The sequence below is a fragment of the Microcoleus sp. CAWBG58 genome (genome assembly GCF_020883045.1).
Lineage (GTDB): Bacteria > Cyanobacteriota > Cyanobacteriia > Cyanobacteriales > Microcoleaceae > Microcoleus.
Genome location: NZ_JAHRFA010000082.1, coordinates 1 through 15,263 on the forward strand (window position 1 = coordinate 1; position 15,263 = coordinate 15,263).

At 45.8% G+C, this 15,263-nt stretch carries 17 protein-coding genes; 11 read left to right on the forward strand and 6 right to left on the reverse strand.

The window, feature by feature from the left end; genetic code table 11:
* The first annotated feature begins 265 nt into the window (after window positions 1-265).
* The 6 genes from QZ918_RS26825 (at window position 266) to QZ918_RS26850 (ending at window position 5,003) form a co-directional block, all read left to right on the forward strand.
* A complete protein-coding gene (locus tag QZ918_RS26825) occupies window positions 266-1,558 on the forward strand; it encodes an ABC transporter substrate-binding protein (protein WP_367275447.1) in 1,293 nt (430 codons plus the stop codon).
* Between the two features lie 119 nt (window positions 1,559-1,677).
* Window positions 1,678-2,628, forward strand: coding sequence for a branched-chain amino acid ABC transporter permease (locus QZ918_RS26830; protein WP_293340526.1), 951 nt, complete (start codon window positions 1,678-1,680; stop codon window positions 2,626-2,628).
* A 47-nt stretch (window positions 2,629-2,675) separates the two neighbouring features.
* Window positions 2,676-3,245 (forward strand): GNAT family N-acetyltransferase, encoded by a 570-nt coding sequence (locus QZ918_RS26835; protein WP_293340529.1) that lies wholly within the window; start codon window positions 2,676-2,678, stop codon window positions 3,243-3,245.
* A gap of 36 nt (window positions 3,246-3,281) precedes the next feature.
* Window positions 3,282-4,217, forward strand: a complete 936-nt coding sequence (locus tag QZ918_RS26840) for a branched-chain amino acid ABC transporter permease (RefSeq protein WP_293340531.1) — start codon at window positions 3,282-3,284, stop codon at window positions 4,215-4,217.
* Window positions 4,218-4,398: 181 nt separating this feature from the next.
* Entirely contained in the window at window positions 4,399-4,617 is a 219-nt protein-coding gene (locus QZ918_RS26845; protein WP_293340534.1) for a hypothetical protein, read from the forward strand.
* Between the two features lie 134 nt (window positions 4,618-4,751).
* Window positions 4,752-5,003 (forward strand): hypothetical protein, encoded by a 252-nt coding sequence (locus tag QZ918_RS26850; RefSeq protein ID WP_367275450.1) that lies wholly within the window; start codon window positions 4,752-4,754, stop codon window positions 5,001-5,003.
* Window positions 5,004-5,183: 180 nt separating this feature from the next.
* Here the strand turns inward: QZ918_RS26850 and QZ918_RS26855 are convergent, their stop codons facing one another.
* From QZ918_RS26855 to QZ918_RS26865, 3 genes are all read right to left on the reverse strand, one after another.
* A complete protein-coding gene (locus tag QZ918_RS26855; protein WP_293340540.1) occupies window positions 5,184-5,420 on the reverse strand; it encodes a hypothetical protein in 237 nt (78 codons plus the stop codon).
* Between the two features lie 36 nt (window positions 5,421-5,456).
* Window positions 5,457-5,675: a hypothetical protein gene (locus QZ918_RS26860; RefSeq protein ID WP_293340543.1), complete on the reverse strand. Its 219-nt coding sequence runs from the start codon at window positions 5,673-5,675 to the stop codon at window positions 5,457-5,459.
* Window positions 5,676-5,950: 275 nt separating this feature from the next.
* Window positions 5,951-6,136 (reverse strand): hypothetical protein, encoded by a 186-nt coding sequence (locus QZ918_RS26865; protein ID WP_293340546.1) that lies wholly within the window; start codon window positions 6,134-6,136, stop codon window positions 5,951-5,953.
* A 73-nt stretch (window positions 6,137-6,209) separates the two neighbouring features.
* Between QZ918_RS26865 and QZ918_RS26870 the strand changes: the two genes are divergently transcribed.
* Window positions 6,210-6,722 carry a helix-turn-helix domain-containing protein gene (locus QZ918_RS26870; protein WP_293340549.1) on the forward strand — a complete coding sequence of 171 codons (513 nt, stop codon included), beginning with the start codon at window positions 6,210-6,212 and terminating at the stop codon, window positions 6,720-6,722.
* Between the two features lie 52 nt (window positions 6,723-6,774).
* A complete protein-coding gene (locus QZ918_RS26875; protein WP_293340552.1) occupies window positions 6,775-7,416 on the forward strand; it encodes a Uma2 family endonuclease in 642 nt (213 codons plus the stop codon).
* Between the two features lie 139 nt (window positions 7,417-7,555).
* Here QZ918_RS26875 and QZ918_RS26880 read toward each other — a convergent pair whose 3' ends face one another.
* The 3 genes from QZ918_RS26880 to QZ918_RS33325 all read right to left on the reverse strand — a co-directional run bounded on the left by QZ918_RS26880 (window position 7,556) and on the right by QZ918_RS33325 (window position 10,583).
* A complete protein-coding gene (locus QZ918_RS26880) occupies window positions 7,556-9,427 on the reverse strand; it encodes a WD40 repeat domain-containing serine/threonine-protein kinase (protein ID WP_293340555.1) in 1,872 nt (623 codons plus the stop codon).
* A 209-nt stretch (window positions 9,428-9,636) separates the two neighbouring features.
* The gene (locus QZ918_RS26885; RefSeq protein WP_524538477.1) at window positions 9,637-10,296 is read right to left on the reverse strand and encodes an aldo/keto reductase; all 660 of its coding nucleotides are present in this window, start codon (window positions 10,294-10,296) and stop codon (window positions 9,637-9,639) included.
* Window positions 10,284-10,583, reverse strand: a complete 300-nt coding sequence (locus QZ918_RS33325; protein ID WP_524538478.1) for an aldo/keto reductase — start codon at window positions 10,581-10,583, stop codon at window positions 10,284-10,286. The genes QZ918_RS26885 and QZ918_RS33325 overlap by 13 nt, the downstream gene beginning before the upstream one ends.
* A 125-nt stretch (window positions 10,584-10,708) precedes the next feature.
* On the opposite strand from QZ918_RS33325, the gene QZ918_RS26890 reads away from it, so the two are divergent.
* From QZ918_RS26890 to QZ918_RS26900, 3 genes are all read left to right on the forward strand, one after another.
* Window positions 10,709-11,320, forward strand: a complete 612-nt coding sequence (locus tag QZ918_RS26890; protein ID WP_293340558.1) for a DUF1802 family protein — start codon at window positions 10,709-10,711, stop codon at window positions 11,318-11,320.
* Between the two features lie 106 nt (window positions 11,321-11,426).
* Window positions 11,427-11,570, forward strand: a complete 144-nt coding sequence (locus tag QZ918_RS26895; protein ID WP_293340561.1) for a hypothetical protein — start codon at window positions 11,427-11,429, stop codon at window positions 11,568-11,570.
* A complete protein-coding gene (locus QZ918_RS26900) occupies window positions 11,567-15,238 on the forward strand; it encodes a PAS domain-containing protein (protein WP_293340564.1) in 3,672 nt (1,223 codons plus the stop codon). The genes QZ918_RS26895 and QZ918_RS26900 overlap by 4 nt, the downstream gene beginning before the upstream one ends.
* Window positions 15,239-15,263: the final 25 nt, after the last annotated feature.

Below are 15,263 nucleotides of genomic sequence, written 5' to 3' on the forward strand. Positions count from 1 at the left end.
TGCCTTAAGTTCGCGGTGTGAACCGCTCTCTCTCTGGCGCTTTATTAATATACTTATTTCGCAAGGGGTTGTCAAGCGTTTTGCAAAAATATTTTTGAGTTTTTTTTGAACCTATACACCGCAGGGATTTCGGCTGTTGAGACCGACTATTTCACCCGATCGCCCAATCTGCTTGTCCGGATTTCACTTGTTTGGGGTGTAATTCTAAGGTTTTTTCCGGGGACTCTTCCGCTAATGGGTAGAATATCTCTACAGACACAGACAGATGTTCTATATATATGTGTTCGATCGCCCGCCCATGAAAAAACCTACTGCTCGTCCTACTGCCTTGTTCCTAACCTGCGCCTCACTGCTGCTGGCTTGCAGCCAGACCAACACTCCCCAGACTGGTACTAATACAGTATCTCCAGGTACTTCACCAACTCCCACAGCTACGCCACAGGCTTCGGCTGCGGGGAACTCTGCGGCTATTCCGGTTGGGGTTGGGGTGGCGCAAACTAGCAATGTGGCTTTACTCGGTCAGGAACAGGTGGCTGGGGCGAAAATTGCTGAGAAGTATTTTAACGATAAGGGCGGTGTGGATGGGACGCCGATTAGACTGGTGTTCCAAGATACGGGTGGAGATGAACAAGGGGCGATTAATGCGTTTAATACTCTGATCAATCAGGATAAGGTGGTGGGGATTGTGGGCCCAACTCTATCACAGCAGGCTTTTGGTGCCGATCCGATCGCCGATCGCGCCAAAGTTCCCGTCCTCGCACCGTCCAACACGGCTAAAGGCATTCCCCAGATTGGCGATTATGTGGCCAGAGTCTCCGCGCCTGTCGCCGTGGTGGCACCTAATGCAGTTAAAGCGGCCCTGAAGCAAAATCCCAATATCAAGAAAGTAGCCGTGTTTTTTGCTCAGAATGATGCTTTCAGCAAATCTGAGACTGAAACTTTTCAGAAAACCGTTAAAGAGATGGGGCTGGAATTGGCAACAGTCCAAAAATTCTTGACTACTGATACAGATTTCCAATCTCAAGCCACTAATGGGATCAATGTCAAGCCCGATTTGATAATTATTTCTGGGTTGGCCGCAGATGGAGGCAATTTAATTAAGCAATTGCGGGAGTTGGGCTACAAAGGCGTTATTATTGGCGGCAACGGTTTGAATACTTCCAATGTATTTACTGTTTGCAAGGCTCTTTGCGATGGGGTTTTGATTGCCCAAGCATACAGTCCGGAATATCAGAATGAAATTAATAAGGCTTTCCGCGATGCTTATCGCGCTCAATTTAAGAAGGAACCGCCTCAGTTTAGCGCTCAAGCTTTTACTGGCGTACAAGTTTTTGTGGAGTCATTAAAGGCAATTAATGCTCAGTCTAAGGTTAGCGAAAAACCTTTGGCAGAATTGCGTACAAAGCTTAATGAGCAGTTGTTGACTGGCAAGTATGATACGCCTTTGGGGGAAATTTCTTTTACGCCGGAAGGTGAAATAAATCAAAAAGACTTTTATGTGGCACAAATTAAAATGAATGCGGATGGAGTTAATGGGAAGTTTGAATTTTTGAAATAAAGGAATTTCGGCAACGAATTTTGTAGGAATTTAACGAATGTAGTCAAAAATATGACAGTAGTTTTTTAGCCTATTTGTGATTGAATGATTTAATTTTGATGCCTAATTAGTGACTGGCGATGGACTTAACTCTGTTTCTGCAACAATTTCTGAATGGTTTGTCGATCGGCAGCGTGTATGCTATTTTTGCCCTGGGATACACGCTGGTGTTTTCTATTTTGGGAATTATTAATTTTGCTCACGGTGCTGTATTTACCTTGGGTGCTTATTTTACCTATGCGCTGATGGGAGGTGCTTTCGGTTTTAACGGGTTGTGGGCTAATGCTCGACTTCCGGTGCAATTGCCTTTTGCTGCGGCGTTAATTTTGGGAAGTGTGATGGCTGGTTTGGTGGGAGTGATTGTGGAACGAGTTGCTTTTTTGCCTTTGCGCCGCCGACACTCAGATCCTCTGCTGACGGTGGTTTCTAGTTTGGGTGTAGCGGTGGCGATCGCCAATATCATTCAATATCTTGTCGGCGCGGAAATTTACACTTTTCCTGCTAACACTTACGGCTATTTGCCTGCTGCGATTAACTTTGGAACGGCGGATAAACCTATTCCGATTCGGACTGTTCAAATAGTAATTTTTGCGGTATCAGTTGCGATTGTGGCTGTTTTAACTTATTTAATAAATTTCACTAAGTTTGGCAAAGCAATGCAGGCTGTGGCTGAAGATGCTACTACTTCTAGTTTGTTGGGGATTGATACCGATCGCTATATTGTCTTGACGTTTTTTGTGAGCAGTTTTCTGGCGGGTTTGGCTGGGAGTTTGGTGGGTTCTAGCGTGAGTATTGCTGGGCCGTATTTTGGGATTGCTTTTGGTTTGAAGGGTTTGGCGGTGATTGTGCTTGGGGGGTTGGGAAGTATTCCTGGCGCAGTTTTGGGTGGGTTTATCATTGGTTTGGTGGAGGCTTTTGTACCGGGAGATTTTTCGGCTTATAAGGATGCTGTGGCTTTTGCGATATTGTTTATGATGCTGTTGGTGAGGCCGCAGGGTTTGTTTGGCAGGCGTTTGATTCAAAAGGTGTAGGATGGTTTGCAAGAACTTTAGTGCATCAGTTGCCAAAAATATTTTCTATGAAAGAAGCAGTTCCATTAATTGTAAGCGATCGCCTTTTTTTGCGATTGGCCGATCGAGACGATATCTGCAAAATTATTAAATTTTACAGTGACAACCAAAGATTTTTTACTCCGTGGCACCGACAATGGGCGAAGGATTTTTTAACGGAAAGCTATTTGCAAAAACAAGTAGAGAAAGATTGCCAAGGATTTGAGTCTGACAAATCTTTAAAGTTGTGGATTTTTGAGAAGGATAATCCTGAGTATATTGTTGGTAACGTTAATTTTGATAATTTTGTACGAGGTGCCGGTCATTTCTGCTTTTTAGGATATAATCTGGCAGAAGCACAACAAGGTAAAGGTTACATGACTGAAGCTGTGCGGGGGGCGATTCAATATGTCTTTGAAGAGTTGAATTTACATCGCATTATGGCAAATTATATGCCTCACAATCAACGCAGCGGTAATCTACTTAAAAGATTGGGATTTGTGGTGGAAGGTTACGCTAGAGACTATTTGTTTATCAATGGTCGGTGGGAAGACCATATTCAAACGAGCTTAGTCAATTATAATTGGAAACAAAGTTAACCGGATTTTTTCTAAAAATTTATAATTTCAAATCAAATGGCTGCATTTTTTACTACTTATGGGTTTCTGATTGTCTCGATGCTGCTGGGTGCAATGTTGGGAATGTCGCTGTACTTGCCTTTAATGACTGGACAGTTGTCTCTCGCTAGCCCTGGTTTTTATGCGTTGGGTGGGTATATTGCGGCGATTTTGTCTACGACGGTGTTTAAGCCGACAGGGGGTTTATTTCCTCTACCGTTGCTGTTGGTAGAGATGATAATTGCAGGGGTTGTTTCGGGGTTGTTGGGGATTTTGGTGGGAATTCCGGCACTGCGGTTGAGTGGGATTTATTTGGCGATCGCAACTATTGCTTTTGTGGAAATTTTGCGGGTTTTATCGCTGAATCTAGATATCACTGGTGGGGCTGTGGGCATTTTTGGAATTCCGCAACCGTTTGGGACGCCGATCGAGTATTTGTGGATTGTACTGCCTTTACTGTTGGTAAGTATGGCGATTGTCTATCGGTTGGAACGGATTCGGGTGGGGCGGGCTTTTGCGGCGATTCGGGCTGATGAGTTGGCGGCTGATGCGATCGGCATTAACCCAACTTTTTATAAAGTTTTGGCTTTCACGTTAGGTGCTGTTTTAGCTGGGGTTGTCGGTGCAGTTAGCGCTCATTTTCTGAATACTTGGAACGCGCGTCAAGGAACTTTTGATGCTAGTATTATTTACTTGACTTCTGTGTTGATTGGTGGTAGCCGAACGTTTTTGGGAGCTGTTTTGGGTGGGATGGTATTTACTGCTTTACCGGAGGTTTTGAGGGGGATGGCGACTATTCAGGGATTGCCGGTTTGGTTGGCGCAATTTCTGCGAGATGGGCGGTTAATTGTGTTTGGGGTGCTGATTGTTTTGGGGACGATATTTTTTCCGCAAGGTTTGGTGACGCCGGAGTTGTTGAAGAGGTGGAAGAAGGGCGATCGCACTTCTGTTTAAAATTACATTTTTGGTAAAAAAAGACAAAGTGCGATTGCATCCCCACTCCTTATCGATCGCCTATCCATAAAAAAGTAAGGGGTGATCGCATCCACACTTTTGATCGATCGCCTATCTATAAAACCGTGTTTCACAGATCGTTTATGATAAATGTATCCTCGTATGTCTAGGAGTTTAAACTATGTCTCTCGCTGAGTTAATTCCTTTGGTGAACAGTCTGAGCCAGCCAGACAAATTATCACTCTTCAAACTCCTAGCTGTGCAAATCCCAAAGGCTGAACTACAAGTTATCTTTTCTGCATCAGAGTATCCGGTTTGGTCGCCCTACGATGCAACGGAAGCTGCAAACATTCTGATGCAGATGATTTGGGATGACCAAGAGGCATCTACTCATGCCTAGTACGATCGAGTTTCCCTTTTCTGACGATCAAGCATTACCCACGATTCCCATTACTCTGATGTCATGCAGGCTTTTCTGTCTCCGCGAATGCACTGCTAGATACTGGGTCTGCGGTCAACCTATTACCTTATGACATAGGGCTGCAATTGGGTGTAATTTGGGAGGAACAAACTATCCGCTTGCCATTGGCTGGAAATCTTGCAAGGGTTGAGGCGCGGGGTGTATTTGTGCACGTTCAAATTGGGAATCTGGAACCAGTTCGTCTAGCATTTGCCTGGGCACAATCCTCTCAGGTGTCCTTAATTCTTGGGCAAACGAATTTCTTTCGAGAATTTGATGTTTGTTTTCAGCGATCGCGATGCACGATCGAGATTATCCGCTTCTAATCAGCGTCGATGTCGATCGGTAAAAAAGAGAGGGGCTATCGCCTATCAATAAAAAAAGTACGGGGCGATCGCATCTCTAGCCCCTGATTGATGGCTCTGTTGGTGAAAGAAGTAAAGGCGACCGCCTATCAGTAAAAAAAGCAAGTGCGATCGCCAGAAAACTAAAAATCAGCCAATGAATTAATCACGATCGGGAAATATATCTTCTCCAAATTCGGAGAGCAACCATTTCATATGAGCTACTCCTTCTCGTTCCACATAAATCCTATCAATTTGATCTTCGATCCGACCAATTTCAGCCTCAAGGTTGTTTTTATGATCTTCATTTTTCTCATACTTCAACTGCTTCATCAAGTTTGTACGTTCTACCTTCAAGTTATACAGACGAATACTTTCTGGGTTATTACTTCTTCTCATTTTGATTACGCTTAAGGTACAAGTAGTAATGGACTATTAGGCTTGCCAATTTATTCCAGCCAAGTCTGCTAGATGTTGGGCAGCCTCTTGTTTGTTGAGGAATGTTTGACTCTCGTAGTTATTACTATTAGGTCTAGCTACTAGCCACGAACTGCCTTCTCGAATAATAATGCCTACTTCACTTCCATTAACCAAGACCTCGTACTGCCCACTTTCCGTACCAGTCCCAGTTATGTCTCTGTACACGAAGCTCATGATATGTCTCCAAAGCAATAATTTACTGTATGTCTAAGTATTAAATTTTACGCTAATTCAATTGATAGCCTAAAACTAATGGCTCTGTCAGTCGGATCTTGTCGGAACTTTTCACCCAAAAATTTCCAAAATGTCGGCAAAATGTCGGAAAGATCGGATAAGATCAGAAAAACCTGACCCATTTGACCGCTCTATGGACATTGCAGAAGTCTTGAAACTCGCTCATGAACTGCTGTTCGCGCATACAGGCGATCGCCCAAAACCTCTAAGATAGTTTAGAAGTGCGATCGCAACTCGCAAAATAGTAAAGCTCTATCGCTCGCCGTTGATGAGCGGTATTGGATGTGCAGCAGCTTCGTTGGAAGAAGCTGCTTTTTATCCTTTTCCGTATCATAAACCGATCGCACAAAACTGCAAAGCGAAAAAAGACGGAAAAAGACGGGTATTTCTAAAATTGCCATGCAAGGCGGAAAAAGACTGATAAAGACGGATAAAGTCGGGTATACTAACTATAGTTCTCCGACGCCCCTACTGATGGACACTGCCCCTATCTTGCAATTTGTAGATGAAGTGCTCAGCGCGAAGACAGGCAAACATCTCAATGACTTGCAGCGCGGAATTATCGAGGGAATACTGAATCGACAAAAGTATTCTGATATTGCAGATACTTACGGTTGTACGGCGGGTCATGCTAAGGATGTAGGTTACAAGCTTTTGCAAATGTTATCTGATGTTTTTGATGAACCAGTTGATAAAGGTAATCTGGAATCTGTTCTAGAACGGCAATTAAATCTGAATATAAATTTTGGCGATCGCAATAATAATACTCATTTTGGTCATAGCAACACAATTAACTATATCAATGGTTGCTCAGAACTACCCACTCCTACCCCAGATAAAAGTCAGCCGGCGACTCCCGACTTCCAGGACGGCACGAATCAAGTTAAAATTGAAATGATTGGTAAATTACGACAGTTGGGATTGAAGGATGAGCAAATTGCAGAAGTGCTAGGGTTAGCCTTGGAGGTAGTGAAGCAGATAGATTGATAATAGCTTTTAGTTGTTTAAAACACACATCCTCAGTCGAGGTATAAGTTTTATGTTTGCAGTTGTCACCCCAGAAAAGATTCATTTGCCACCAGGAACACTGATAAAATTTCCCGGTAGTTGGCAGGATTACCAAGCACTTGTAGAACAATTGGGCGATCGTTCAATTCCGCGCATCAAATATCGGCCAGGAGAAATTTTGTTAATGTCCCCTTTACCCGTACACGGAAAACAAGCAAATATCATTGCTGATGTTGTCAAAGTTTTGCTAGATTGCTTGGGGCGAGATTATGAAGCGTTTACGCCAATTACGATGGATTTGCCGGAGGAAAGAGGAATTGAACCAGATTATTGTTTTTATATTGATAATTGCGAGGCAATTCTTGGTAAAGATCGGATTGCTTGGGGTGTTGAACCGCCGCCCGATCTGGTGATTGAAGTAGACGTAACTAGCTATACGGATTTAGATGATTACTTGCCTTATCAAGTGCCGGAAGTGTGGCTGTTTAAGAAAAATAAGCTCAGAATTTACGACTTGCAAAACGATCGCTATGTCGAAAGTTCAGTTAGCCGTTATTTTCCCGATTTTAATATATCAGAAATTGTGGAGGAATGCTGGCAAATGTCGCGCGATCGCCATACAAGTACAGTAATTCGGGAGTTGCGGCGAAAAATTGAAAGGGAAAACGGTTGAATTAATCCTCCCTCTTCGGTTTGTAGTAAGGACTTCAGTCCTCTTTCTTCGGTTTGTAGTGAAGACTTTCATACTCTACGAAAGCTTTTAGTCAATAAGGACTAAAGTCCTTACTACGAACAACTTAGATTGTGGCTAATCAAACAAACATCATATTCTGCCAAATCTTAATTGTTTTGTCACTGCTGCCGCTCGCCAAAAACTCTCCTTCCGGGCTAAAATTAACAGAATAAACCGAGTTACTATGACCAGCAATATTACAAATTTCTTCACCGTCTTTAACCCGCCAAATTTTGATAGTTTGATTGCTGCTGCTAGCCAGAATCTCGCTATCTGGACTAAAGGCAATAGAATCAACATACCACGAATGACCTCTGATAGTTAAAACTTCTTGCCAATCTTTAACCCACCAAATCTTAATAGTATTGTCGTGGCTGCCGCTAGCCAAAAACTCGCCATTCGGACTGAAGGCTATGCAGCGAACGCAGTCTGTATGACCTGTCAGCGTCCGAATTAGCTTGCCATCTTTGACTCGCCAAATCTTGATTGTTCTGTCCCAACTGCTGCTAGCAAGAGTTTCGCCATCCGGGCTAAAAGCCACAAAATAAACTAAATTAATGTGACCCACCAACGTGCTAATTTCTTGCCCGTCTTTGACTCGCCAAATCTTGATTGTTCTGTCCCAACTGCTACTAGCAATCAACGTTCCATCGGGACTGAAAGCTGTACCGTAAACTGAATTACTATGACCGATCAGGGTTCGGATTTCTTGCCCGTCTTTCATGCGCCAAAGTTTGATGGTTTTGTCGTGGCTGCTGCTGGCTAGCATCAGTCCGTCGGGGCTGAAAGCTACTGTATATACTGAGTTTGTATGGCCTGCGAGAGTTACTATTTCTTGTCCGTCTTCTACTCGCCACAGCTTGATGGTTTTGTCATCGCTAGCGCTGGCTATGACTTCTCCGTTGGGGCTGAAAGCAACAGAGTAAATTAAGTTTTTGTGACCTGTTAAGGTGTGAATACATTGCCAGTTATAGGTTGGTTGTTGGGGCTGGGCGGTAGTTTTTTCGGGTTTAATTAACTTGTTGGATTGTTTTTCGGGTATTGCTAGGTCGATCGCACATTGCGGATTTATTTCTTTTAATACTTCCACAGCCGTTTGATAGCGGCGGTTTGTAGCATTGTCAATCATTTTATCTAAGATTTTTCCTAATTCTTCGCTGACTGGGTTATTTGTTAAATATTGCCGCCAAATCCAGGTATCTTCGCCTGGATCGAATAGGTCAAATGGGGAAACTTGTGTTAGCAAATACAGGCAAGTTACGCCTAAACTGTACAAATCGCTGGTAAAAAATGCTTTACCTCTGGCTTGTTCGGGGGCGATGTATTCGGGGCTGCCGATGCTGGTTCCTGTTTTGAGTAATGCCGTACCTGTGGCAATTTTGGCGGCGCCAAAATCTACTAAAACTAATTGTTTGTCGGCGCGGCGGATGATGTTTCCCGGTTTGATGTCTCGGTGAATGACGTTGTGCGAGTGGATGAAGTGAATTACTGGTAATAAGCTGTTGAGTAAGTCTTTAATTTGAGTTTCTGTAAATGTGCCTTCTTGTTCGACGATTTGTGCTAAGTTTTGGCCGTCGATAAATTCTTGTACTACGTATTGTCGGTTGTCTTGGGTGGAATAGGCTAATAGTTCTGGAATTTGGGGGTGTTTGCCCAATTCGTCCAATCGCATTGCTTCTTGTTCAAACAGTTGGGCGGCTTTTTTGCTGTTGCGATCGACTCCAGATGGTATTAGTTGGCTGTCTGGTAAAAATTGCTTGATGACGCAGCGGGGTTTGGAGGGTTTGTCTTCGTCTACGGCGAGAAATGTTCTGCCAAAACCTCCTTGTCCGATCGCCTTTATAGCACGGTATCTGTCGCGCAGCAGCAGTTTTGACCGGCAATTGCGGCAAATTTTGGCTGCATCCGGGTTGTGGGGCTTAGAACAGTTCGGGTTTAAACAGTAACTCATTCGATTTTTGATTTTAGATTTTAGATAAGACGGCGGTTGAAACCGCGTCTACACAAACGAAGTCTGCCTCCGCAGACTGAAGAAAATAAAAAAATTTTAACCGCTTTTGTCTTCAACCCGCGGAGGCGGGTTTGGTTTGTATAGACGCGGTTTCAACCGCCCGGTATTCCGATCCCAAGCTATTTTAGAAGTTCCACATGACGGGATTGTCATCTAAACGATCGGTGACTGTTCGCCCGGGTGACTGTTCGCCCGATCGCGTCAATCTCTTTTAAGTCCTCCTGACTTAACTTTACCTCAGCCACTTTAGCGTTATCGGTGGCTTGTTGGGCGTCGCGGGCGCCGACAATTGCATTGGTTTGCGGCTGCACAATCAACCAGGCCAATGCTAAGTTTCCCAAGCTTGTCTGGTGGCGATCGGCAATTGGCGGCAGTTGATTTAATGCTGTTTGCACTCGGGCATAATTTTCTTTGAGGAACAGCTTATTTTTGGCGCGGCGATCTCCTTCTGCACATTTGTGTTCTGGCCCAAATTCACCTGTCAATATTCCTTGGGCTAGAGATGAATAGGCGATGATTGAGATATGATTTTCTTGACAGTAGAGCATGGCGTCTTTTTCTACGCAGCGCCAAAACAGAGAATAGGGCGGTTGCAAGCTGTCAATGCGTCCGTATTGGGAGGCTTCTGCTATTTGGGCCTGGGAAAAGTTGGAAACGCCGATCGCCCGAATCTTCCCCTGTTGCTTTAATTTGTTCAGGGCGTCCATTGTTTCGGCAATTGGTACAGCTTTGGAATTCCAAGTGTCGGCGGGCCAGTGGATTTGGTACAGGTCGATATAATCGGTGTTGAGGTTTTTTAGCGATCGCACGCTTCGACTACCAAATCTGCTCTGAGGTGGTTGGCAAAGACTTTGCTAGCATATACTACTTGCGATCGCACGTCTGAAAGTGCTTGACCGATAATTTGTTCCGAATGCCCTTCTCCGTAAACCTCAGCCGTATCAAAGGTGGTAATACCGGCCTCAAAAGCGGCGCGCATGGCTTTGACACTTTCAGCATCCTCAATTCCCACCAACATCCACTTCCCAGCTTGCCAAGTCCCCATAATTATCGGGGTTATTTGAATTTCCGATGTCCCCAATTGTCGCTTTTCCATACCCTAAGTCCTCATTTGGATTTTTAGTATTCACCCTCAATCTATCTAATTTTAACAGAAAAAAGTAGGTATAGTAGCTTTGAGTCACCGATTTTGTTACTATTGTTAAACTCTAAAAAACACCTATGAAATCAACTACTTGCGCGCTGAAAGAATGGAATGTAGCGGTTAATGCTTTAGAATGTGGCAAAACGATTTTGCTGTTGCGAAAGGGTGGTATTCGCGAGCAAGCGGGACAGTTTAATGTCAGTGACAAGCAAGTTTTACTGTATCCAACTTTTGAACACCAACAACCTGATTTATTAAAGCCCGATTTTGAAAGTCAAGTGAAAATTGTAGAATCGGGCTGGCATCCAGAAAATATTAGAATTGCCAGTTGGGCTGAGATTACTGATGTTTTTTTGGTGGCTTGGGAGCCAGCAATTAAGGCATTGCTTCCTTACCATATTTGGAATGAAAAATTTGTCGGCGACCGCCTGAAATGGAAACAAAACCAGCCAATTTATATTTTATTGCTGCGTGCTTATCGCCTCGCAGAAACAGCCGAAATTCCGTACATTTCTGAATACGGCGGTTGTCGTTCTTGGATTGATTTGGCAAGTCCTATTTCTCTGGAGGGGAGTGAAGCTGTTTTAAGCGATGGAGAGTACATTGCACGATCGCATGAAATTCGCAATCTGATGGCAAATCCTCCGAATGCCGATGGTTTGCAGACAATCACAACGCTGACGGTTTAAAATTTATCTACGTATAACTTGTTGAAAGTAGATAGAATGTATTGGTAGCAACTATCTGCTTTTTAAGCCGATACAAAAAATAGACTTTCTGCGTTTGGCTCATGTTTTGCCAGTATCTGTTACAAATTATAGCTGTACGATCGCTCCGATGAATGTTCGTCAATTGAAGGGAAGCATCCAGACTTTACACGATGGGTGCTGTGAAATTGCCATGAAGATCGATCGCGCTTGCAAGGAAGGTTTGCAATGAGTCAGATCCAGCGCACCGTCTTGATTGTCGATCGCAGCCCGGAAGACTGTCATAAGTACCGACAGTATCTGCTGCGCGATCGCGAGTACCAATACAACATAATCGCAGCCCCGTTAGGGAAAGAAGGGTTGGCGCTGTGGGAACGGCACCAGCCAGATTTGGTGTTGTTCGATTATCGGCTGCCAGATATGGACGGTTTGCAATTTATCGCCCAACTGCGAAGCAAAATAGTATCGCAGCGATATTTACCTGCGATCGTGGTGGCGGGGTTCGGGAACGAGACGATCGCAGTCGAAGCTATCAAAGCCGGCGCCCAAGACTATCTCATCAAAGAACAATTGACACCGGAGAGCTTGCGGCTGGCGGTGAATGCGACGATCGACAAAGCGCAATTACACGCCAAGCTGCAACAAAACGAAGAACGCTTGCACTTAGCGTTGAAAGCCGCTGGGATGGGTACTTGGGAATGGCAGATTTCTAACAATTGTGTGGTGTGGTCTAATCTGGTAGGGCCGATTTTTGGTCTACCGCTGGGAACTGCTCCGGCAAGTTATGAAGATTTTATCGAACTCGTACATCCCGAAGACCGCGAGATTATTGGCGAGGCTATCACCAGTACCCTTGGGACAGGGATTAACTATGAAGTTGAATTTCGCACTGTCTGGGCCGATGGTTCGCTGCATTGGGTAGGCGCTAAAGGTCAACTTTACTATGACTGGGCTGGCAAACCGCTGCGGTTCCTGGGTACAGTAGTAGACCTCACTCAGTCGAAACAGGCAGAAGCAGAACGCCTGCAACGATTGCAGCGAGAGCGCGCGATCGCCCTAATTGCCCAGCAAGTTCACCAATCGCTGGATTTAGAGCGCGTTTTGCAAACAACCGTAGAGGAAGTGCGACAGTTTCTCGACACGGATCGGGCGATCGTGTTTCGGTTGCAGCCAGATGGTGGCGGGACTGTGGTAGCAGAATCTGTGGGCACTGCGTGGCGATCGATCCTAGCTTCCCAAATCTACGATCCCTGTTTGGCCGAGAGTTATCTCGAACCCTACCGTCAAGGATTGGTGACGGCAAAAACAGATATTCACGATGTCTCGATCGACCCTTGTCACGTCCAACTGCTGGCTCAATTTCAAGTCAGGGCAAATCTAGTCGTACCCATCCTGCACGAAAAACAGTGTTGGGGACTGCTGATTGTCCATCACTGCGGCGGCCCGCGCCTGTGGCAACCTTTAGAAATTGATTTGCTTCAGCAGTTGGCCCAGCAGGTGAGCATTGCTATCCGGCAGGCAGAGCTTTATCAGCAAGCACAACACGAACTGCAAGAGCGGAAGCGCACCGAAGCAATTTTACGGGAAAGCGAAGAACGCTTCCGCCAGTTAGCAGAAAGCATCGATGCTGTGTTCTGGATTTCCGATTACCCTTCGGGGCGAGTGCTTTATGTCAGTCCTGCCTACGAACGGCTGTGGGGCTTGAATCCCAAATCTTTGTATGATGACTCTCGGGTTTGGCAGGATTTAGTGCATCCGGAACACCGCGAATCGAACGCCCGAGCGTTTGAGCAGAAAGCTGTTGAAGGAAAGTTCGATGAAGAGTACCGGATTGTTTTGCCCGATCGCACTGTACGCTGGGTGAGAGACCGCTGTTTTCCGGTCAAAGATGAGACAGGAAGGATTTATCGGCTCACAGGAATTGCTGAGGATATTACCGATCGCAAACAAGCTGAAATCGCTTTGCTAGAGAACGAACGCCAGTTTGCAACCCTAGCAGAAGCCTCTCCCGCTGCCATTTTCCGGTTCGATCTTCAAAATAATTGTCTCTATGTCAACCGCCGTTGGGGCGAAATGACAGGTCGATCGGTAGCAGAGGCGTTGGGGATGGGATGGGTGCAAGCTTTGCATCCCGACGAACACGAGCGTCTGAGGAGAGAATGGCAAGAGTGGCGTGAAAAACCTGAGCCCAGAGGAATTTACCAGAACGAAGGCAGGCACGTAAAGCCAGACGGCAGCATTACCTGGTACTACACCCAGTCACTGCCCTACCTAGACAGTAACGGAACGGTGACGGGCTACGTGGGAACCTTGATCGACATCACCAAGCGCAAACAAGCAGAAGCATCCTTGCGCCACAACGAGCAACTCCTGCGATTGGCACTGTCGGGGGCCCATGCCGGCTCGTGGCACTGGGAAATTCCCACTGGTAAAGTTTTTTGGTCCCGGGAAAATTTCGATTTGTACGGACTCGATCCTGCGAAGGGTGCGCCCGAATACGCAGATTGGTTAAATGCCGTGCACCCCGAGGATCGCGATCGAGCAAATGCAGAGGTGGAGAGAGTTGTAGAGCAACACTGCGAAGAGTTTCACTGCGAGTTCCGCATTGTTCACCCGAAATACGGCGTGCGGTGGCTTCTGGGGCTGGCCCGCCTCAGCTTAAGCCCGCAAAATGAACCGCTACAGTTGAGCGGCATTAACCTCGACATTACCGATCGCAAACAAGCTGAGGAAGAGATCCGTCAAAGCGAAGAACGCTATCGATATTTAACAGAATCAATCCCACAATTAGTATGGACAGCAAACGCTGAGGGAGTATTGCTAGATGTCAACCAACGCTGGTTAGATTTTACTGGGTTGACGCTAGCACAAGCCCAAGCCGAAGGTTGGCCGGCGGTTGTCCATCCTGAGGATGTCTCTATGATGGGCGATCGTTGGATGTCTGCTCAACAAGACGGCAGCCCTTATCAAGCCGAAGGTAGATTGCGGCGCTGCGACGGCGTGTATCGATGGTTTTTGCACCAAGCTATTCCCGTCAAGAATGAATCGGATCGAGTTGTCAAATGGTTTGGTACCGCAACTGATATTGAAGACCAAAAATGCTTGGAAAAGCAGCGGGACAGTATTTTGCAGCAGGAAAAAGCTCTGCGCGCAGCAGCGGAAAAAGCTAACCGTGCTAAGGATGAATTTTTGGCTGTGCTTTCTCACGAATTGCGATCGCCCTTGAATCCGATCCTGGGATGGGCGCAACTGCTGCAAAGTCAAGCTTTGAATGCGGCTCAAACTGCTAAAGCTTTAGACACGATCGAGCGCAATGCCAGATTGCAGACTCAGTTGATTGATGATTTGCTCGATATTGCGGGGATTATGCACGGCAAACTGAGCTTGAATCCCACCCCGGTGAATTTGAGTTTGGCTGTCGAATCTGCGATCGATACTGTGAAAACGACAGCGGCGGCTAAGTCGATCGAGATTCATGCGGTGGTGCCGGATCTGGGGCTGGTGTCTGGCGATGCAGTGCGACTCCAGCAGATTGTCTGGAACTTGCTTTCTAACGCGATCAAGTTTACTCCCAACGGTGGCAGAGTGGAGATTCGGCTGGAGCGATCGGGCAATGGGGCGCTGATTGCCGTCAGCGATACTGGTAAAGGGATCCACCCTGACTTTTTGCTATCTATTTTTGATTCTTTTTATCAAGAAGATGTGTCTCTGACGCGCAAATATGGCGGGCTGGGATTGGGATTGGCGATCGTCCGCCATTTAGTGGAAGCACACGGCGGGACAATTGCTGCGGAGAGTGCGGGCGAGAATCAGGGATCTACTTTTAGGGTAAGTTTGCCGCTTTTAAAGGCTGAACCTGAGATGAACTTAGCAGAGGAAGTAGAGGAAGTGCGATCTTAGGTACGTTGTTGGGCTTCAGCCCTCT